Origin of the sequence: Chloroflexus aurantiacus J-10-fl (genome assembly GCF_000018865.1) — a bacterium.
Classification (GTDB): Bacteria; Chloroflexota; Chloroflexia; order Chloroflexales; family Chloroflexaceae; genus Chloroflexus; species Chloroflexus aurantiacus.
Window position 1 is genome coordinate 981327 of the sequence record NC_010175.1, and the last position, 20648, is coordinate 1001974.

General features: G+C 55.4%; 15 protein-coding genes. 10 read left to right on the plus strand and 5 right to left on the minus strand.

Annotated features, from left to right (window positions below; all coding sequences use genetic code 11):
- Window positions 1-262: 262 nt before the first annotated feature.
- The 7 genes from CAUR_RS03745 (at window position 263) to CAUR_RS03775 (ending at window position 12637) form a co-directional block, all read left to right on the plus strand.
- Window positions 263-880: a DUF3558 domain-containing protein gene (locus tag CAUR_RS03745; RefSeq protein WP_012256613.1), complete on the plus strand. Its 618-nt coding sequence runs from the start codon at window positions 263-265 to the stop codon at window positions 878-880.
- 5 nt (window positions 881-885) lie between these two features.
- The gene (locus tag CAUR_RS03750) at window positions 886-4467 is read left to right on the plus strand and encodes a BACON domain-containing protein (protein WP_012256614.1); all 3582 of its coding nucleotides are present in this window, start codon (window positions 886-888) and stop codon (window positions 4465-4467) included.
- A gap of 396 nt (window positions 4468-4863) precedes the next feature.
- Window positions 4864-5754 (plus strand): DNA adenine methylase, encoded by an 891-nt coding sequence (locus CAUR_RS03755; RefSeq protein WP_012256615.1) that lies wholly within the window; start codon window positions 4864-4866, stop codon window positions 5752-5754.
- Window positions 5755-5765: 11 nt separating this feature from the next.
- Complete coding sequence (locus CAUR_RS03760) at window positions 5766-7760, plus strand: ATP-binding protein (RefSeq protein WP_012256616.1); 1995 nt, start codon at window positions 5766-5768, stop codon at window positions 7758-7760.
- A gap of 4 nt (window positions 7761-7764) precedes the next feature.
- Complete coding sequence (locus tag CAUR_RS03765) at window positions 7765-9156, plus strand: DNA double-strand break repair nuclease NurA (protein WP_012256617.1); 1392 nt, start codon at window positions 7765-7767, stop codon at window positions 9154-9156.
- The gene (locus CAUR_RS03770; RefSeq protein WP_012256618.1) at window positions 9153-11789 is read left to right on the plus strand and encodes an ATP-dependent helicase; all 2637 of its coding nucleotides are present in this window, start codon (window positions 9153-9155) and stop codon (window positions 11787-11789) included. The genes CAUR_RS03765 and CAUR_RS03770 overlap by 4 nt, the downstream gene beginning before the upstream one ends.
- A 29-nt stretch (window positions 11790-11818) precedes the next feature.
- On the plus strand, window positions 11819-12637 hold the full coding sequence (locus CAUR_RS03775) for a PD-(D/E)XK nuclease family protein (protein WP_012256619.1): 819 nt from the start codon (window positions 11819-11821) through the stop codon (window positions 12635-12637).
- Window positions 12638-12841: 204 nt separating this feature from the next.
- On the opposite strand, the gene CAUR_RS03780 is transcribed toward CAUR_RS03775, so the two are convergent.
- Window positions 12842-13279 (minus strand): acyl-CoA thioesterase, encoded by a 438-nt coding sequence (locus tag CAUR_RS03780; RefSeq protein ID WP_012256620.1) that lies wholly within the window; start codon window positions 13277-13279, stop codon window positions 12842-12844.
- Between the two features lie 122 nt (window positions 13280-13401).
- Between CAUR_RS03780 and CAUR_RS03785 the strand changes: the two genes are divergently transcribed.
- Window positions 13402-13773 (plus strand): response regulator, encoded by a 372-nt coding sequence (locus tag CAUR_RS03785; RefSeq protein WP_012256621.1) that lies wholly within the window; start codon window positions 13402-13404, stop codon window positions 13771-13773.
- On the opposite strand, the gene CAUR_RS03790 is transcribed toward CAUR_RS03785, so the two are convergent.
- Together CAUR_RS03790 and prfB are read right to left on the minus strand one after the other, a co-directional pair.
- Window positions 13712-14263, minus strand: a complete 552-nt coding sequence (locus CAUR_RS03790; RefSeq protein WP_012256622.1) for an HIT family protein — start codon at window positions 14261-14263, stop codon at window positions 13712-13714. The genes CAUR_RS03785 and CAUR_RS03790 overlap by 62 nt on opposite strands.
- A protein-coding gene (prfB, locus tag CAUR_RS03795) for a peptide chain release factor 2 (RefSeq protein WP_242605053.1) occupies window positions 14263-15367 on the minus strand; the annotation gives its coding sequence in 2 pieces (ribosomal slippage) (window positions 14263-15297 and window positions 15299-15367; 1104 coding nt in all). The genes CAUR_RS03790 and prfB overlap by 1 nt, the downstream gene beginning before the upstream one ends.
- A 165-nt stretch (window positions 15368-15532) precedes the next feature.
- On the opposite strand from prfB, the gene CAUR_RS03800 reads away from it, so the two are divergent.
- Window positions 15533-16657, plus strand: a complete 1125-nt coding sequence (locus CAUR_RS03800) for a L,D-transpeptidase (RefSeq protein ID WP_012256624.1) — start codon at window positions 15533-15535, stop codon at window positions 16655-16657.
- Window positions 16658-16893: 236 nt separating this feature from the next.
- On the opposite strand, the gene CAUR_RS03805 is transcribed toward CAUR_RS03800, so the two are convergent.
- The gene (locus CAUR_RS03805) at window positions 16894-17997 is read right to left on the minus strand and encodes a M23 family metallopeptidase (protein WP_242605055.1); all 1104 of its coding nucleotides are present in this window, start codon (window positions 17995-17997) and stop codon (window positions 16894-16896) included.
- Between the two features lie 615 nt (window positions 17998-18612).
- Here CAUR_RS03805 and CAUR_RS03810 point away from each other — a divergent pair.
- Window positions 18613-19455 (plus strand): arsenate reductase/protein-tyrosine-phosphatase family protein, encoded by an 843-nt coding sequence (locus CAUR_RS03810; protein WP_242605056.1) that lies wholly within the window; start codon window positions 18613-18615, stop codon window positions 19453-19455.
- On the opposite strand, the gene chrA is transcribed toward CAUR_RS03810, so the two are convergent.
- The gene (chrA, locus tag CAUR_RS03815) at window positions 19456-20640 is read right to left on the minus strand and encodes a chromate efflux transporter (protein ID WP_012256627.1); all 1185 of its coding nucleotides are present in this window, start codon (window positions 20638-20640) and stop codon (window positions 19456-19458) included.
- Between the last annotated feature and the right edge of the window lie 8 nt (window positions 20641-20648).

The window sequence follows — 20648 nt, forward strand, 5'->3', positions numbered from 1 at the left end:
TGCGACGTAGGCAGAGATGGGCGGGGCAATACCCTTTTTGTCTGCATGGCACGAACCTCGCCGGCTGCGTACAGCCATCCAGAACCGAGCTATCAGCGAGATTGGCAATGTAGCGGACTTCAACCACGGCGCCGATCCACACTCGCTTTGGGTAAGAGCCGCGAACAAGCCACCCTGGTGGTTGCTATCGAAACGCGCCGAACGAAACCGGCCTCAAGACCTTTGCCGGCCTGCTGGCCGATGCTCTGCAGAAGGAGACCATATGCGACGCGGATTTGCGCTTCTATCGGTTTTGCTCACGGCTTTTGCCCTGATTCTCCTGGGTGCATGCGGGGGTGGCCAATCCGCAGCACAGACCGGACCGACACCCGCAGCCATCCCGCCGGAGCCGACGACTGCCGTCACCGTCGGGTCGGTCACGGATCAGCCGGCTGCGTCAGCAGCACTCGCCATCCCCTGTGCCGAGCTGGTGCCCGCCGACGAGTTGCAGCGCATGATCGGCGTGACGCCCGACAGTTTGATGGACACCGTCATGTCCGGCTGGACGGCTTGCAACTGGTTTTACACCCCGCCTGGCGCATCCCAGCAGGAAGCATTCACGGTGCAGGCTTACACCGGTGAGGAGACGCTGGTCAAATGGTGCATGGACACCAACCCCGCCAATCGCCTGGCGGGGGTAACCGTGAGTAGCCTGTCCGATTACGTGCAGGAAGGCTACACCTGGGTCATCCCAGAGGGCAAGCTGCGTGCAGTGCAGGCCCTGCAGGATGGCCGTTACATCTTCCTGCGCTTCCCTGCCGATACCCCGACCCTGAGCAGCGAGTCGCAGATCGCCGACTACCTGACCGTGCTGTTCCGCCGTTTGCAAGAGAAGGGGTGAGAGCAATGAAACCACGACGCTTTCCGCCTATCACGCTGCATTGGCTGGCGCTGATCGTCCTGCTGGCGGGGCTGCTGCCCGGTGCGGTGCAGGCCCAAGCCGGGGTCACCTCAACAATAGAGTTGCAGGACGTCCCAATAACCCTTGCCGACGACGTCACCAGCTTCTACTTGCGGGACCCGAAACTCTTCACACACCGGGCACCTCCGCCCTGCGGCCCCAATGCCGCCGCGGTGTCGCCGAGCACGACATACGAGGAGTCCATCCGACGTATTCCTACACGTGGTGGACTACCCCGCGATCTCTACCGCGAACCACAAGCCTGCAATACGCCTGGCATTCTATCAAACATCGTGGCCGATGACGATTACGTATACTGGACTGGTCCCAACGGATTGATGCGTCTCTCAACTGATGCCAACCCTGGCGACACGCCGGAGCTGGTCAATGGTTTGCTGAGAGGCCGCGCCGAACTGGCAATTGACGACACGCACATATTTGTCATGACCTATGACAGCAACAACTACGCTACGCTGTATCGGGTGCCGAAATCGAGCGGCGTCGCCATCTTCATGACCGGTCCAGGTACCGGTGCCTCTAACCTGCAGACGAGCTATTCGTTTCTCGGCGGCGTCGTGCAGCGCTATTTTGTGTACTGGATCCAGGGCGGCAATCTGTGGCGCTTTGACGTGGACACGCTGGCAACCACACTGCTCGCCGGCGGCGTCACCGGCTACTACGCCGAAGGCGGCCGCACGCTGTGTAGCGGATTGAGCTGTTTTTTCTTCGACACCGTGTTCATTGCTCAAGGCAACAAGGTAGTGACGTATAGCAACATCAGCGGAGCTACCAGCGCTCCCGTGTATTGCAGCAACAACCCATGCAGCCCCGATCCCAACCGTGTGGTGTTGTCGCCGATCACCGATGGCAACAACCTGTACTTCTTTGAAAGGCGTCGAACCGGTTGCGCTCCGTTCTGCGTTAACACGGATTTTCTGCTGCGCACCCCGCGCGGCGGAGGTCAGGTGGATGCGCTGTACTTCACCACCGGCGCCAGGCTCGCCAGCCGGCTGACCACCGACGGCACGCATCTGTACTGGCAGGAGGGCAACAATGTGCAACGACTGCCTAACAACGCCGCCGCGCTGCCCAGCATCAATCTGTTTGCCGTCGGACTGAAGGTAACCCAGGGCGTGCAGGACGACGCCTACAGCGTGCCGTTCATTCAGAATCGGCGCACGTTTGTGCGCTTTTTTGTACGCACACCAATGCCTGTTAGTCGACCTGTACTGGCCCTGCTCTACGGCTCGTGGGACGGCGGCAGTGGCGGGCCGCTGCTCCCCGTCAACCCTGCCGGGACCGAAATCCGCATCAAGGTTTTTCAGGATTACAACAACATCAATGATAGCTTTCTGTTCGAGTTGCCATGGGAGTGGACGACCAAAAACAATCTGAGACTGACGGCCATCGTGAACCCGTACCAGTTCCCGCTGGAACCAAACTACAACGACAACATATCCACCGCCGGGCCGTTCAACTTCCTGCCTTCGCCCGCGCTTAAAGTGACGCTGGTCGGTCTGGGGTATCGACTCAACAATCAGACTTTCTATCCCGACTATCAGCGTGACGTGATGGGCGCCGTCTCACTGGTGCGGCGAATGTTCCCCCTGGCCAACACAGTCGGTGGATCAGGTCTCGCCTGGGATTACTGGCACATCATGGATGAAGGACTCGGCTCGCGTGTGAACATGACCAATGTCGAGTGTAACGATTACATCTCGTGGGAAGACGGCAAGGTGGTGGATCGGCGCGACCTGTGTTCGACCCGCTACGCCAATCACCTGCTCGCCTATCTGCGCTCGGCATGGAAATACAGCGACCGCCTGTTTGTCTACGGCCTGATTTCTACCAATGGACCAGGTGCTAAGGTGCGCGGCCAGGCCTTCCCGTGGGCGCGTGTCTCCAGCGGGGCGGCATGGGACGCCGATACTGCTGCGCACGAGATCGCGCACATGCTGGGCCGCCATCATCCCTTTAGAGGATCGGCGCTGGACACCAGGGTATGCGGCAACACTGAGAAAGACGGCCCCATGGACTACAGCTATCCCTACGCAAACAGCCGCATCGGGGTTGGCTCGCTGGAAGGCTTCGATAGCGGTGATGGGTTCCTGGGGATCGCTCCCTCGATCAAGCCCAACGATCAGTGGTACGACATCATCGGCTACTGTAATCCATGGTGGATTAGCGACTACACCTATAAGGCGCTCTACAACTATATGATCGCCAACCCGCCGCAGCTCCAGGCGTTATCCAGCACGCCGCAGGTAGCAGGCGAATGGCTGTACATTGCGGGCAATCTCCGCGCCGATGGCAGCCAGGCCTCGATCTTGTTTGTGCGGCGGATGAGCAATCCGGCCAGTGTGCCGCCGCTCAATCCCGGCGACTATGCCATCCGACTCTACGATGGCAACGGTGTGCTGCTGGCCGACCATCCCTTCAGCGGGTTGTCGCAGGGCGAAGACGACGATCTTGGCATAGATCAGGCTGTGCCCTATGTGAACGGCACGCGCCAGGTGCGTATCGTGCGGCGGGCTAATGGGCAGACCCTGGCAACCTGGTCGCTCAGCGCCAACCCACCGACGGTCGGCAACGTTGCCCTCAGCGGTGCAACCAGCCCGGTCACCGGCACGGTCACGCTCAACTGGACGGCGAACGATCCTGACGGCGACCCACTGACCTTCGACATTCTCTATCAGCGTGTGGGCGAGACGGAGTTCCGACCGGTGCGCCTTGGAGTAACTGGCAACAGCGCACAGATTGACACTGCGCTGTTCAGCGGCGGCGGGGCCGTACTGCGCGTGGTTGCATCTGATGGTGGCCACACGGCGCAAGCTGATACCACGCCGTTCACCGTGGCAAACAAGCCTCCGCGCGTAACCATACTCAATCCGGCAACCGGCCTGCGCATCCGGTATGGTCAGATCGTCAATTTCAGCGGCGAAGCCTTCGATCTACAGGATGGCTGGTTGGATGGCGCATCGCTTGTGTGGCGCAACCAGCGCGGGCAGGTTCTGGGCAGCGGGCCGTTACTTTCGGTAACAGATTTGCTGGTGGGCACGAACACGATCACGCTAACGGCCACGAATAGTCGAGGAATGACGGCCAGTGCCAGCGTGGTCGTGGTTGTGGACGACGACCTGCAACTGCCGGGGCCATATCTCGCGGTAGGTCCGGATCAGGTAAACTGGCACCTCGCGCCGGGCACGACGGCGCTGCAATCGGCGGTGGTCAGTGTGATCAATGCCGGCAGCGGAAGTCTGACCTGGACGGCGAGTAGTGATCGTTCGTGGCTCAGTCTGAGCGCGGGCAGTGGTACCACACCGGTCACGCTCACCCTGACTGCAAACCCCACCACATTCAATGAGGGCAATGTGTACACGGCCACTGTCACCATCACCGCAGACCCAGGCGGCGGCCAGCCGTTGCAGACAGTCGTGTTGCCCGTGCGCGTGTCTGTTGGTAATGTGGTTCGCGGACCCATATTGACGTTGGATCGACGGATCTTCCTGCCACTGGTCAGGCGGTGATGAGTGAAGCACCTACCAATGCGAATGACCATCAACCTGACCATCCCTGTTCTACTCGCGGGATCATTGCTGTCACCTGCGCAGGCAGCAATCAGGGTGAAAGATGGTAGCCGTGCGTAAGGCGCATGATCCCTCGCCGGGAAGACGACGCTGGTAGTCGCAGCCGGCGTACAGAGCAATCGAGTCGACAGTCGAGCCAGGCACTTGCTAAGTGTCTGGCTCGGAGTTTAATACGCCAGATGATCCGCCCATTCCGATGCAAACCGGGTTGTTGGGAAATGGACGAGGCGGTAGTGACTTTATATACAACTCAACCGCTATTCCCTACCCTCATCGACTGGTGTATAATAGCAAGAAAACAGAGTCTTACTTTGCTGTGAGGATAACTTATTTTCAATGCCATACTACAGTCCTCTGCGATACCCCGGCTCAAAGCGCCATTTGACGTTATACGTTGAGAAGTCATTGACGATTAACGCTTTTCACCCAACGCTTTACATTGAGCCATTTACAGGTGGGGCCAGCGTCGGATTACATTTACTCTTACGACAAAAAGTAGACAAAATTATCCTGATTGACCGCGATCCATGGATCGCCAGTTTCTGGCAAACGGTGTTCTGGGATACTCAATGGCTAGTTGACAAAGTTGAAAATGCTCCTATCACATTAGAAGAATGGGAGAGGATCAAACAAAGCGATCCATCCACAACTCGCGAACAAGCCTGGACGTGTCTGTTTCTTAACCGAACCAGTTTTTCAGGCATCCTGCGTCAGGAAGTAGGACCACTGGGAGGAAAGACGCAAGCATCGCCATACAAAATTGATTGTCGTTTTCCTCGCCAAACCTTGATCAAACGTATTCAACAGATCGCTGCCAGACGGGATAACGTTTATGCGGTTTGGAACCTTTCATGGGAAGAGGGATTGGAGGCTATTCGGTCAGAGCAACGCACAGGTAAACTGCCTGAGTCAGGTCTGTTTTTCTATCTCGATCCACCCTTTTTTGAAAAGGCAGATACACTTTATCGGTATTACTTTCAGGAAGAAGACCACAGTGCGTTAAGGGATACTCTTCTAAATATGACCGACAAATGGCTCTTAAGCTACGATTCAGCGGAGCGAGTTGAGTATTTATACGGTGAAGCCATTGCCAGTCAGTCCAATGGAACCAAACGTTCTAATGTTGAATTCCTGTATAGCCTTTCGATGCTACGGGAACGGAAACGCGGCAAAGAGGTTATTCTTTCCAACCTGGAAATACTGCCAGAACTTAATGGTCATTCGTAAGGAGTACATCGATGCAAAATGTTAATTCTATTCTGAAAAAATCTCCTCTGGCAGAACTACTACAATCTGAAAATTTTGTCGGCTGGGTATATGCCATTGACTACGAATTTGCCTATGTGATGACCAATGATCTGTGGAAGTATAAGGCACTCGGCATCCCTCACAACTGCTTCCTGGTAGCGGCTTCCTTCGATCCACAAAACCTCACTCAAGCGTCTGAAGATGAGATGGAAGTGATTCTTTTGCGCGTACTGGGTTCAGCTAAATTACCCCAAGATGATGACCTGGTACGCACAAAAATTGACCACTTTAAAGACCAGAAAAGCCCGATGGGCACTGATCGCGAACTGGATGACATCACGCGCAGCGAGATGCAGTTTAGCGGACTAAAATGCCGTGTGTTAGGCACATTTTTTGTAGATCAGGATGAACTCTGGCTGGGAAGTGATTTAGAATCCTTTGCCACGGCCACGCGCCTGAATGTTTATCGCCCTCACGGAAAAGCACTGGAAACGATTGTTAATTATGTTGACCCAATTCGACGCAATGCTGCGCGGGAGATGGCCGAACAATTGGGTCTGAAAGGGGAAATCAAGCCATTTCAGATTGGTACAGTACGTTACACCTCCACCGACCGCTTGCACAGACGCGCTGTACGTGCGGAAAAAGTTCCAGTTTTCGTGCAACCGGCTGACTTTTTGGGACGCCGTACCGCCGTATTGGGCATGACTCGCACCGGAAAATCTAACATGATCAAGCAGATGGTTTCAGTAGTTAAGCGTGTGGCTGATGCGAGTCAGGCGCGGATCGGACAGATCATCTATGACATTAATGGCGAGTACGCCAATGCCAATCAGCAGGACAAGGGTGCCCTGGCCGATATTTACCCCAAAGATACCGTGCGCTACCGCATGTTAGAAGCAGAGGGTTTTCGCGAGCTGCGCACGAATTTTTATGAGCAGCTCAATGAAGGCTTTGGTATCATTCAGCGTGAACTGGAAGAGGCCAACCGCGTGACCACCGACTACGTGCGGGCATTCGTTAACCTTTCTCTTGACGAACCTGACAAAGGAGAGTTCAGTGAATACAAGCGCTGGCAAGTGCGCGTTGCGGCCTACAAGACTTTGCTGTACGTGGCCGGGTTTGAGCCACCTGCCAATTTGAAAGTACGATTTGATGCCAGTAAGGAAATACGGACCAGTGTTAACAGTAAAGCAGGGGAGAATCTTCCTGATCCATCGCAAGGCTTGACCCTCGAACAGGCGAAGAAGTGGTTTCTGGCCTTGCGCCTTGCCAATCAGGAATCCTCGCTCAAAAGTTCTTCCGGCAACGGCAAAGACTGGGTTGACGACGCCTTGCAAACGCTGATTAACATGATTGCGCAACGTCAGGGAAATACCTACATCTCCGGCCACAGAATCCTGACTGACGCCATCAAGTACCATTCTCCAAACCGCACTTCCGAAGTCGCCGATGAGATTTACGAACTGCTTAGAGATGGCAAGATCGTTATCCTTGACCTTTCCGTCGGTGATGCACGTATTCGTGAGAAAGTAAGTACGCGGATTGCCCAGAAGATTTTCCAGAACTCGATGCAGATTTTCGTCGAAGGGAGAACTCCTCCCAACATTGTTGTTTACATCGAAGAAGCCCACAACCTGATCGGCAAGGGCATGGACCTGACCGAGACCTGGCCACGCCTGGCAAAAGAGGGGGCCAAATATCGCATCAGTCTGGTCTACGCGACTCAGGAAGTTTCTTCCATGCACCCGAACATACTGGCAAACACAGAAAACTGGTTTATCACTCATTTAAACAATGCCCGCGAGGTCAAAGAATTGTCTCAATTCTACGACTTTGAGGATTTTGGTGATTCGCTGATTCGGGCACAAGACGTAGGCTTTGCTCGCGTCAAAATGCTCTCCAGCCCCTTTGTCATTCCTGTTCAGATTGACAAATTCGACCCCGAAGCGGAACGTCAACGCATGGCTGCCAATCAGGAGTAACCGTATGCCCTATGAGAATGAGCGTGCCAGCAAAACTGCCCATGCAGACTTTATCAAAAATCCTGAAGTCCAGTCCTTCCTGAATTCTTGCGAATACCTGACGCAGCCAGATGAGGCCGAAGCTCAACACTTGATTTGTGATTTCAAACCACCACCACATGCTGCTCAGGCGAATCCCGTAGAACTTGTTCTGGCAATCGATGGCAGCAACTATGAGGCTGCACTTGACGACGAAATACCCAGCACAAGACTAGGATACCTGAAAGTAGGCGCGATTTTGTTTAGCTTGAAAGATGTCTCCAAACTTCGGGAAGGTCGTTTTGTTGACCCATTCAAAGTGGCTGCTTTGCAAGATCAGAATGCATCTCTCACTTTTGTCCTGCCAAGTGCCAATGTACGCATCAAAGGACAGAATAGTGTTCGGGATAGTTTCCGTGCTGCGCTGGATGAACAATTGCTATCAGAAAAGACGCGCTTTGACCCTAAAAACTTTCACACCAGTTTGCGAAGTACTCTTTTCTTTCTGGCCTCCCGCCGACCAGGAGATCTGGGCACTGGCACACCCCTCAAACTGAAATTGCACAAATGTCCCACGTGTGAGCGTGGCCCGGTTGAATTAGAAGATAAACTTGATCCTCAGATGTGTCCGTACTGCGGTGCCCCCGTCTACCCAAGCGATTGCTTGCGGATTTGGGAAGAGGTAACTGATTATCAATCCAATCAGATAGCACTTTCGCGCCTGATGATAGTATTAGAGCATCTCATACCTATTCATTACATTCGGTTTATTGAACAAAAAGCGTTTTTGACGCTTACCAAAATCGCTTTCTTCATAGACGGGCCACTAGCTATTTTTGGTGCATCCGCCTGGCTACACCGCAGCATTATGATTTACCTCCACGAGGTAAATACCAGACTGGCTAAATATCACCAACCTCCTCTGCTGATTATCGGTTTGCAAAAAAAAGGACAGATTGTAGACTATTTAGGGTTAATCAACCGATTTTTGCCCCCAGATCGCTTATTTGCAATAGACGATGAGTATCGTTACAAGTACATTTTAGCCAATCGCGAACCTTCAAGAGGTGGGTTTGGATTTGAGACGTATTATGGGCAAGACTTTATTTTCAAAACCAAACAAGGGCGCACGTTTGTCTTTGCCCTTCCCTATCCTTACCCATCGAAAGAAGAACCGGGTAGTGATTTTATCCGGGAAAAGACTGACTGGACACGTTACCCCAACTTACCAACGGCAGTACAACTGCTCGAACAATTGCAAACAGAGTTGTACCGTGATGCCGTAATTCCCATCGCCCTGGCTCATCGCTACACGGCCATCAGCACGCAACCCGGCGGGCGTGTGCTTGACTTGTTAACCCGGAGAGCACTATCGTGAGCACCTTTCACCAACATCTCACTGCTATTACCAGGCGACAACTTCCTCCCATCGAACGCCTGTGGGAGATGAGCGGTTTCACACCTAATGATGCCCAGCGTGAGGCTATCTTGCACGTAGATGGCCCTCTCTACCTGACTGCTGGTCCTGGTTCCGGCAAAACGCGTGTCCTTCTCTGGCGAACGCTCAACTTGATGGTTTACTATGGAGTGAAAGCCGAGGAGATTTTTCTTGCTACGTTCACCGAGAAGGCAGCCAGACAGTTAAGCGATGGTTTACGCTCCTATCTCGGTCTGGTCACCAACCTGACCGGCCAGCCTTATGACCTGGCTGGAATGTACATTGGCACAGTACATTCGCTCTGCCAGCGTATACTTACCGACCGACGACGTTTTTTTCTCGACCGCCAGCGGCCTCGTTCGCCTGCGCTTCTGGATGACCTGGGGCAGTATTTCCACCTTTACGAACGAGCCAACTGGGAGATCGTCACCCGCGCTGCTGGCCTTGATCCCAGTTCGGCTGCTGAAGTCGTTACCGGACACTTGAACACGCAACCTTCAGCTTCTCGTCATCGTGCAATCGAAGCACTACGCCCCTTCTTCAACCGCTTCTCGGAAGAATTGCTTGACCCCGCCGAGTTGCGCCCGCGCCTTTCCAGCCTGGTACGTGGCGAGTTTTCACCGCAAGATGTAGATTTGCTGCTGGCGCTCTACGAGGGTTATCTTCAAAGCCTGCGAGAGGCGGGAAGAACCGACTTTGCCCTGCTTCAGCGCGAGGCGTTCCAGGTTTTACAGGAGTTCCAGGGGGCCGGTGGTGTCTTTCGCCACGTGATTGTGGATGAATATCAGGATACCAACACTATCCAGGAACGCATCTTCTTTCGCTTGGCAGAAGGAACAGGTAACCTATGCGTAGTAGGAGACGACGACCAGGCACTTTACCGCTTTCGCGGCGCAACTGTGGAAAACTTTGTCCAGTTTCCAGCCCGCTGCCAGAAGTATCTGAACCAGACACCTCGTACCATTTCCCTGGAGATCAACTACCGCTCACGTTCCCACATTGTTGAAACCTATGGACGCTTTATTAATCACACCAATTGGCAAGACAGAGATGGAATGGTCTACCGCATCCCTAAAAATATTCGTGCCTATCGTAACGACCTGGCGCCAGCCGTAGTAGCCAGCACTCCCGCTGAGCCGGAGCAGGCTTGCCAGGAGATTGCCCGTTTTGTCCGTCGCCTTATCGAGACAGGGAAAGTTCAAAACCCGAATCAGATCGCCTTTCTCTACCCCTCGCTCAAATCCGAACAGGCGAAGCGTATGATCGCTGCATTGAAAGCGGAAGGGCTGGACGTGTATGCTCCACGCGCTGGGCGTTTTCTGGAAGTGGACGAAGCCAGAGATGTACTGGGCATCTTCCTTGCCATCTTCGGACGCCCTACAATCGAAGGGAGGGGACATGATCTGCGAACTTTTGAGGTTTACTTAACGGCCCTTCAAACCCGCGCTGATGAATTACAGCAGACCGACCCGTTACTCAAGCAGTTCATTCAGAACCGCCGCGACGAGATTCAGCGCGCCCTCAGCGATTATGCCGCCCTGCAAGCCGTGCTGACCCGCAACCGCTGGCTTCCCGATCAGCTCTACGATCCGGCAAGCATGAAACGCGCCCTGGCTGACGCACCAGGACTTTCAGAGACCGGACACCGCCTGGTGTCTAGCGCATACCTCGACCGCCTCGTGCTCCTGCGCGCCAGCGAGGGACGACCACTTTCGCTGGAATATGTTATTCGCCGTGCAACCTCACTCGACTGGAACCTGCTCGACCTGTTCTACCAGTTGATGGGCTTTGAGCACTTCAAAGCCATGTTCGACCGTGCCGAACGACAAGGCGACGAAGGCGCAGTAGCCAATCTGGGACTGCTAACGCAATACCTGGCACGCTTCGTGCAGGAACGTGTCAACATTCTGACCGCTGCCATTCTCAGTGAACACAAATTTTCGGGAATGTTCTTCGGTTCCTTCATCTTCGCTCTCTACCGCCTGGAAGAGGGCGAGCGCGAAGACGAGGAGAATCCCTTCCCACGCGGACGCATTCCCTTTCTGACCATCCACCAGGCCAAAGGATTGGAGTTCCCGGTCGTAGTGCTGGGCAATCTCGATAAACGCGACCACGGTGCTCCTCTCATCGAACGTCTGGTACGCCCCTTATTGTCACGCCCGGCCGGCGAACCACTTGATCGAATGACCGCCTTTGATATTGCCCGCATGTTCTACGTTGCCCTGTCGCGGGCGCAGAATTTGCTCATCCTGGCTCATTTTTCCGGACGCGGGCAGCGCCAGGACGAAGCGTTCAAACCTATCTTGAACGGTAATCTACCTCGCCTGGCTGATTTCGACCTGAACAGTTTGCCCAACGCTGTCGCAACCGATGAGACGTTGCCCAAAGTGTACTCTTTCACCGCCGATTACCTGCTCTATCAGACATGCCCGCGGCAGTACATGATTTTCCGTAAGTTCGGTTTCGTTCCTTCTCGTTCGCAAACGATGTTCTTCGGCTCGCTGGTGCATCGCACGATAGAGGATTTGCACCACGAGATCATTCGCCGCCGCAAACTAACAGATGGCAGATAGCAAATGAGCGCTGTTGAAGAAGGAAAGCTATGACCGAAGACCCTTTTAACGATATTGAAGATTTTATTCGGCAGCGTTTTGAGGAGAACTTCAAGCAACTTTGCCTGGAAAGCGGACATACGCTGACGGCAGACGTGAAAAAGACCGCTCTGGATCAGGTGTTACTTTACTGGCGCAGTATGCGTAAGATTGCTGAACGCATCACCGATACTGAGGTGCGTCTGAGCCTACCCGGTCAGCGATCACCACAGGGACGCGAGTACACTATCGAAGGCGTGGTAGACATCCTGCGCGCCGATGATCAGACCGTGATGTACGACATCAAGACGCATGACGCCGATTATGTGCGTGCCAACCTGGAACTTTACAAGCAGCAGTTGAACGTCTATGCTCATATCTGGCAGGAGCTGCGCGGTGAAGCGCTCGACGCCATGGCGATCATCGCTACCGCCTTTCCCCACGCCATCAAGGAGGCACTTGAGAACCCCGAACCGATGGCCCTGGAAACTGCCCTTCAAGATTGGGAGCCTCTCATTCCCATCGAGTACGACCCGGCATATAAGGACCGCACTGTGCTTGCGTTTGGCGAGACGGTAGACAGAATCGAAAATGGCGAGTTCTCTCCGCCGCCCCTCGAACGGTTGCAAGAGAACATCCCTGGTATACGGACGCATGAACGCTTCGGTACGCGGGTATGCCGCAACTGTGACGCCCGTTTTTCGTGCAATTCGTACCGCCAATACGTTCGTGGCACATCGCGTCTCGCTGAACGCCGCATGAGCTATTTCACTGACGACCAACCAGACCAGGAAATCTGGCGTACTGCCGGATTGGATGACCTTCCTTAATTGGCGAATGAAGCAGGTTTAAAAATGCTCATCTGTTCTGATTGACACTATGAACGAGGCATGATACAAGGAAAGTGTATCCCCCCTGTTTCTTCGGGAATAGGGCGCGAGGCGGTGGTTAACCGCCTCTGCTTTTTTGAACGATTGGTCATGAGTCTTTTTAGCAAAGCCAAGGTTCGTAGACAGATAATACAACCCACCCCCTCACCCAACCTCACCCTGAAACTCCGCCACCCGCGCACGGAATTCATCACTGACCGGCACACTACGACCGGCAGCGTAGTCATAGGCTACCAGTACCGACTGCCCGGTTGCGATTAAGGCACCATCACCCACACGTGCAATAGCATAGTCCATTGTAAAACTCTTACCACCAATCCGGCTCACCCGCACGCCAACCAGTAACTCGTCGCCAAAATGGGCCGGTGCCTTGTAGCTAATCGTCAATTCGGCCAGAATAATCCCCAACCGGTCGAGTGAACCACCCACCAGACGTTGATAGTACGCGATCCGTGCCGACTCAAAGTAGGTGGCGTACACCGCATTATTCACATGGCCCAGTGCATCAAGATCGCGAAACCGCACCTCAATCCGGTAGTGGAAGGGATATTCGGCCAATACAGCCGGTACAGACAGATTCATGTCACGCTCCTTAAATATGCAAACCCACTGTCTACTCTCTGGTATAATGGCGCTCAACGCGACGCCAATCCACTCTTGTATTATCCCGGCGCAGTTCATTCAGAACCGGTAAGGACATCGATATGCCAGCGAATAAGGGTACTATCTTTATTATCGACGACGACCTGGGGCTCCAAAACATTCTCTCCATTGCCCTGCGCAACGCCGGTTACGATGTTGTGCTGGCCCGCGACGGCCTCGAAGGTCTGCGCATGCTCGAGCACCTCTCACCCAGTCTGGTTATCAGCGACATTATGATGCCGAACATGGACGGCGTTGAGACCTTCCAGCGTATTAAGGAACGTCTGCAAGATAATGGCATTCCGATCTTCTTGATCACTGCGCTCAACCGCAAGCCATGGTTTGCCGATCTTGAGGCTGAAGGCGCAGTGATTATTCAGAAGCCGTTTGAGGTACATCATCTGGTTGAGCTGATTGATCGGACACTGAGCTAAGTGCAGCAAAGTGTGGCCGGAGTCGGGCGTAGGTCTCGTCGAGCGCTTCTGGGATCAGTTTTGTATCGCCAATCACCGGCATAAAGTTGGTATCGCCATTCCAGCGCGGCACGATGTGCATGTGCAGGTGATCGGCGATACCGGCCCCCGCTACTCGCCCCAGGTTCATGCCAAGGTTGAAGCCGTGCGGTGCGTATTCCGTTTGCAGAATCCCGACACTTTGCTGAGTTATGTAAAATAATTCACTGGCAACTGTTCGATCCAGCGCGGCGAGATCGGCAACATGGAGATAGGGCACTACCATCAAGTGCGCCGTGTTGTATGGGTAGAGGTTCATTACCACGAAACAATATTGACCACGGTAGAGCACCAGACGTTCGGCATCATCAGTGCCGTCGGCAGTTGCCATTGCACAGAACACGCATCCCTCATCCGGCGTCTCACCCCGCTTGATATAGCGCATGCGCCACGGCGTATATTTGATTTCCATCACGTCTCCCGCACGTTTGCCCGTAGGAAGGCTTCAATAAACGGATCGATCTCGCCATCGAGCACTGCCTGTACGTTGCTCGTTTCGTAATCGGTGCGATGATCTTTGACCAGCGTTGAAGGATGGAGGTAATAGGTTCGCATCTGGTTACCAAATGCGGCCTCGCGATATTCACCCCGGAGTCGCGCACGTTCTTCGGCCTGACGCTGCAATTCGCGTTCGAGCAGTCGCGCCCGTAACACGCGCATGGCCAGTTCGCGGTTCTGTATCTGCGAACGTTCATTCTGACAGGTAACCACAATTCCGGTTGGCAGGTGGGTAATGCGTACCGCCGAATCGGTGGTATTCACGCCTTGCCCGCCATGACCCCCACTGCGGAAGACATCAATGCGCAGGTCTTCCGGTTTGATCTCTACTTCAGGCGCATCATCAACTTCTGGCATCACCTCGACGCGCGCAAAGCTGGTCTGGCGGGTGTGCGCAGCGTTGAACGGCGACAGGCGAATCAGGCGATGGACACCGGCCTCGGCGCGGGCGTAGCCGTAAGCGTAAGGGCCACGAATCTCGATAGTCGCACTCTTGATTCCTGCCTCTTCGCCTTCGCTCATGTCGATCAGGTTGACCGTATACCCTCGCCGTTCGGCCCAGCGCGTGTACATGCGCAAAAGCATCGCCGCCCAGTCTTGTGCGTCTGTCCCACCCATGCCGGCCTGCACCGAAAGAAAGGCATCACGGTCGTCGTAAGGGCCACTAAGCAGGATTTCCAGCTCACGCTGCGCCACTTCACGCTGAATGGCCTGTACTTCAGCGGCCAGATCGGCGGTCAACGACTCATCACCTTCCAGCTCGGCCAGTTCGATAAGTTCGGCTGCACTGGCGATGCGCCGTTCAAGATCATTCCACGCCGTCACCTCTTCTTTCAGGCGGGTGAGCCGTTGCATGATCTCCTGCGCAACGCGCGGTGTATTCCATAGATCGGGATCGGCGGCCCTGGCTTCTAACTGCTCAATTTCAGCCTGCTTTGCCGCCAGGTCAAAGATGCCCCCGTAAGTCGGTATAGCGCGAACGAACTGTTTCCAGAGTGTCGTGTAAATCGGCTAACATAGCTGCTCCTTATCTGTATTTGTTGCCCGTATTATAGCAACTCATTCCGTCGGCAATTGCACGATCATCTCAATGGTTGATGATACCCACATTCCCTATGGTACCATGGCTTGCCGTGCCGTATAATACAATCACGATTCGGGCCTGGAACGAAGCGAGGCGATGATGCGATATACTAGCTGGGTGCTGGCAGTCATACTGGCACTGGCAGTCGTGCCGGCACAAGCCCAGAGCAGTGCGCTCTATTTTGTAGCCACCGGTCAGCGGCTCGATGATACCTATGGCTTTCTGTCGGTCTGGCGATCAAGCGAAGGTGCATTAACGCTCGGTCAGCCTATCAGCGCACCATTGCGCGAAGGCGATCTCACCGTTCAATATTTCGAGCGCGGTCGCCTGGAATTGCATCCCGCCTATAACAACGCGGTCTTGCGCGGACGAGTAGGTGCCGAGTATATCGCTGCACTGGGCAAATCATTTCCCCCACCCTCCGCCGCCGCTCGCGAAAACCCCAATCGTCGCTTTTTCGCCGAGACCGGCTACACCCTTGGCCCACCTTTTCTCGCCTTCTGGGAAGCTCATGGGGCGACCGAGGTGTTTGGGTTGCCGATCAGTGAACCGCACTGGGAATACGTCGGTGGGGCTTTGCGGCAAGTGCAGTATTTTGAACGCGCCCGGCTTGAGGTGAATCCACGTCCGGCTACTCCCGAACAGGCGATTCAGATCGGCGATTTGGGCCGTGCCCTCGCTCGCTTACGTGGCATCGATCTGCGTCCGGTTCCCGCCGGGAATGCGATACCGGTTGATGCCAGCGGACAACCACAGGCACCGGCACCAGCTCCGCCGGCACCGGCTCCATCACCAACCCCAGCACCAACTGCCCGACCGGCTGCGGCACCTCCCCCCCAACCGGCACTCCGTAGCGGCAAGCTGATCGTTGTCGATCTTAGCGACCAGTGGTTATACGCGGTTGAAGGTGATCGAATCATCTTCGATGCACCGGTCTCAACCGGACGTGATGGCTTCAATACACCGGTTGGCACCTTCTTCATTTACGCCAAAGTTCGCGAACAGACCATGCGCGGTTGCGCCGGTGGTGAATGCTGGGTTGTACCGCGGGTTCCTCATGCCATGTACATTGTTGGCGGTGTCGCTCTGCACGGAACATACTGGCACAACCAGTTTGGCACTGGTGTTCGTCGTAGTCACGGCTGCGTTAATCTACCGCTCAAAGCGGCGGCATGGCTCTACGAGTGGGCACCGGTCGGTACGCCGGTGGTGGTGCGGCGGTGATGGCCGGAACCTGTTACAACCAGTCATCACCATAATCAAGCAACAAACCTGACGTACCGCCGATGGTAGGGAAGATCGGTACTATGTCCTCACCGGATGGTGACTGAGGTGCCTGTTCTCTTCCAGGTGACACAATGAGAAGTGCGTCTGGGATTCAAGAACCACCCGCCCACACATCCGGCCAATCAGGAGGGGCGACGCCGGAGTTGCCCCTTCTCCCTGACATCCAACCGACACTATTCCACCCGGATCGTCATCACGGTTTGCCACGCACCAACATTGCCGGCATTGTCAATTGGTTTGACCCGCAAGACGTAGACGCCGGGTGCCAGTGTGGGCAGTGTCAGCGTTGGTTCAGTAACAAACCACTCACTCTCGCCGGTTGGGTCCGGGCCGAGATAGATGCGATAGCCGGACACACCGGATAAGGCGTCCTCTGCTGCCGGCCAGGTTACCACGGTCGGTTGCGTCTGCACGATGTGTAATTCGGCAGGAGTTACGGTCAGCACCGGCGGCGAGTAGTCAAAACCAAGCGGCCCATAACTGGCCAGCGTTTGCCGGCCATCAGGTCCCCAGGCCCGCACGTAGAGCGTATGCCAGCCCTCCCCCATATCGGCCAGCCGTGCATAGCCATCAAATGCGCCGGGGAACATTGGCGTATCGGCGGGAGGTTCCATATTCCACGCCTGACTCAGACCGCCACCACCCCAGGCCACACTGAAATCGATCTGATGATCGGCACTGTACCATCCACCCGGCAACGCAGCACTGGTAAAGGTGATGATTGGGTCCTGCAATGCCATTGCGGTCAGGACCTTGCCCCCGTGCTGATTGCAGCCACCGATCTCCGGCAAATCGTAGCCTTCAGCGAACTTGAGCGGAATGGATTGCCGGCCACTCCAACCGTTCGCACCGGCTGTGAAGGCGGTGAAATGCAGATGAGGAATGCCGGGTGAACCCCGATCACCGGCATACCCCAACACCTCGCCAACTGCAAAAAACCGACCACGTTCAGTAGTGACTGGTCGGCTCAGGTGTGTGTACATTGTAAAAAAGTTGTTGCCATGGGAAAGAATGATGGTACCGCTACGAGCTTCCCAGTGCCATAGCGTACCACTCGCCGCAGCACGAATTGGTGCATCATACGTCGGACCGTGTACCTGCGCCAGATCAAGGGAATAGCGATCCCAACCATTATGGGTACCGCAGGCATACCCTTGAATAATCCGCCATGGTTCGCCGGGGGGAGTGGGTAGCACGAGTGAGGGAGCAGCGAAGAGCGGCGTTGGTTGCGCGAGTAGCGAGAGCATTACGGCGATCAGCCAGAGTGGTGCGATCAAAGCGCACCGCCGGCACGTCGAATGCATCGGCATGCAGTTGTCCCTCCGGGCGTCGCCCAAACAGGGGACGAACGCCATTCAACACGGAATCGCATCGTCACAGTGCATGTGACGAGAAACAGGACGAGCGTGGTCCTGTTGCGGAGCGCACATTCATACACAACCGGGTGTATGAACATGAATTTCCCTTATCGCCATTGATACGGGAACGGCAGCAACATACCATAAGTCGCTGAGTTGGTCAAGAGGGGGGAGAAAAGTAGGAGATAGGAAAGTAGGAGATAGGAAAGTAGGAGATAGGAAAGTAGGAGATAGGAAAGTAGGAGATAGAAAAGTAAGATGGGGGAAGAGGGGGCTGTACGGTGCAGATCGGGTGTGAGTGGAAGTGCGTAACTGAGGGCTGGCACCCTTTCTTGTCCTGCAAGGATAAGGAGGGAGAGGGTAGTGCGTAGAGGTGACGTGAGTATTTTTCTGATGCAGGGGGTTAGCCGGAATGTGGGTATGCGGACCTCTTCGGCGTCAGATGACGGCAACCACTGCCATTTCGGACAACCCACAATGACGTTATGCTACAATGCAGCAAGTGTGCAGGTAGATAGGGAATGACACATGGGTATGCAGCAGGTTCACCCTTCTCCAACACCGGTTATTCTAATCATCGGCGCTGCCGATACTGGCCGGGCGCCGATTGCGGTGGCTTTACTACGTCGTCTGGCTCAGGAACGAGGTCACACGTGGCAGATTGCATCGGCTGGCGTTGTTGGTCACGATGACGATCCGCTTCAGCCGGCAGCTCGCGATGCGCTTGCTGTTATGGGTCTGAGCATCGACGACCACGTGGCCCGGTCGTTAACCGATGATCTGGCGCATACTGCTCACCTGCTCATCGCAGTCGATAGCGGGATTGCCCGTGTACTGCGCAGTCGCTATCCGCAGGCCACCATTTATTCGCTTGGCGAACTGGCCGGGCGCAGCCGCGATATTCCCGACCCCGCCGGTATGCAGATCGGCGCCTGGCTGCACTACAGTCGTGAGATGGAACAGTTGCTGAAGGCCGGCTTCGAGCGCATGACAACCATACTTAGCGGTAACAATGTGGTTGAAGAGTCACCATCTCTCGCATCACCACCACCGCCGCCACCGCCGCCTCCCTCTGAACGACAAGAAGTCTGCGCCCGTGCCACCCGTCTCCTCGACGCTATCCAGGCGATGCCCGATGTTATCGACTGGCCGGCTGCACGGGGGCGATTACAGGCGACGCTGGCCGAATTGATTCCACTTGCTACCGAACCGACCGATCTGACAATGCTGTACGTCGAGGCACTCAATCGCTGGCTCGACCGGCAAACCTCAACACCTTCGGCAGACCGGATTACACGGCTGCGCACAGCTATTGAGCGCGGCCAGCACCCGGTTGGGCAGAGTGAGGTGGCCGATCTGATGCGCTGGCCTGATTGATTACTGGCCACTCCATCCGAAACCACCGATCAGTGCGCAGAGGAGCACAACTGCCCACGGTGGTATGCGCCAGAGGTGTAGCGCAGCAAAAGAACCTAGCGCCAGTGCCACATCAAAGGGGCCACGGATCGCGCTGGTTATCACTGGCTGATACAAGGCTGCCAGCAAAACCCCTACCACGGCTGCATTCACACCAGCCAGAGCGGCCTGCGCATCGGGCCGGGCGCGTAGGGTTGCCCAAAAGGGTAATGCTGCCCACACCAGCAAAAACGAGGGCAGAAAGATAGCAACGAGGGCCAATATCCCGCCAACCCAACCGGCGGGGTACGCTGATGCCACTGCGCCCAGATACGCACTAAAACTCAACAATGGGCCTGGTACGGCCTGCGCAGCGCCATAACCGGCGATGAAGGTCTCCGCACTCATGAAGTCGCCACCAACTACAACCGGCTCCAGAAGCGGCAGCACCACATGCCCACCTCCGAATACCAGAGAGCCGCTACGTACCATACCCGCCAGCAGAGTCAGCGTTGGATTGCCGCCGAACGAGGTGATGATTAACGAACCGGCCAGTAAGATAGCAAAGAGCAAACCGAACAGCATACCGATACGCGGCATAATCGGCGATTTGATGACAGAATTGCTGTTCGTTTGGAACTGGAGCAGGCGCCACCCGATCAGCCCGCCGACCCCAATCACCAGCAATTGCACAAGAGCATCTGACCAGATCACGAGGATCACAGCGGCAATAACTGCTATACTTGCCCGCAACCGGTCTGGACAGAGCCGCTGCCCCATCTGCCAGACCGCCTGTGCCACCACTGCCACGACCACCACTTTTAAGCCATGCAACCAGCCACTGCCGGCCACATCACCCAACAGCGCAATGCCGTAGGCAAAAGCGATCATGATCAAGGCGGACGGCAACGTAAATCCCAGCCAGGCTGCTAATCCGCCCAGCAGACCTGCACGTATCGTGCCAATCGCAATCCCTACCTGGCTGCTGGCCGGCCCCGGTAAAAACTGGCACAGCGCAATCAGGTCGGCATACATTACTTCATCGAGCCAGCGTCGCCGCTCGACCAGATCAGCCCGAAAATAACCTAAATGAGCTACCGGCCCCCCAAATGACGTCAGACCAAGGCGTAAAAACACCAGGAAAACGGTCAGTGGTGATGTTGACATAGCCGCTC

Coding starts and splice junctions, on each gene's coding strand:
- CAUR_RS03780 (WP_012256620.1), bottom strand. CDS start 13,279: ATGAATCTGTCTGTACCGGCTGTATTGGCCGAATATCCCTTCCACTAC.
- CAUR_RS03760 (WP_012256616.1), top strand. CDS start 5,766: ATGCAAAATGTTAATTCTATTCTGAAAAAATCTCCTCTGGCAGAACTA.
- CAUR_RS03765 (WP_012256617.1), top strand. CDS start 7,765: ATGCCCTATGAGAATGAGCGTGCCAGCAAAACTGCCCATGCAGACTTT.
- CAUR_RS03755 (WP_012256615.1), top strand. CDS start 4,864: ATGCCATACTACAGTCCTCTGCGATACCCCGGCTCAAAGCGCCATTTG.
- chrA (WP_012256627.1), bottom strand. CDS start 20,640: ATGTCAACATCACCACTGACCGTTTTCCTGGTGTTTTTACGCCTTGGT.
- CAUR_RS03775 (WP_012256619.1), top strand. CDS start 11,819: ATGACCGAAGACCCTTTTAACGATATTGAAGATTTTATTCGGCAGCGT.
- CAUR_RS03800 (WP_012256624.1), top strand. CDS start 15,533: ATGCGATATACTAGCTGGGTGCTGGCAGTCATACTGGCACTGGCAGTC.
- CAUR_RS03785 (WP_012256621.1), top strand. CDS start 13,402: ATGCCAGCGAATAAGGGTACTATCTTTATTATCGACGACGACCTGGGG.
- CAUR_RS03810 (WP_242605056.1), top strand. CDS start 18,613: ATGCAGCAGGTTCACCCTTCTCCAACACCGGTTATTCTAATCATCGGC.
- CAUR_RS03750 (WP_012256614.1), top strand. CDS start 886: ATGAAACCACGACGCTTTCCGCCTATCACGCTGCATTGGCTGGCGCTG.
- CAUR_RS03790 (WP_012256622.1), bottom strand. CDS start 14,263: ATGGAAATCAAATATACGCCGTGGCGCATGCGCTATATCAAGCGGGGT.
- CAUR_RS03745 (WP_012256613.1), top strand. CDS start 263: ATGCGACGCGGATTTGCGCTTCTATCGGTTTTGCTCACGGCTTTTGCC.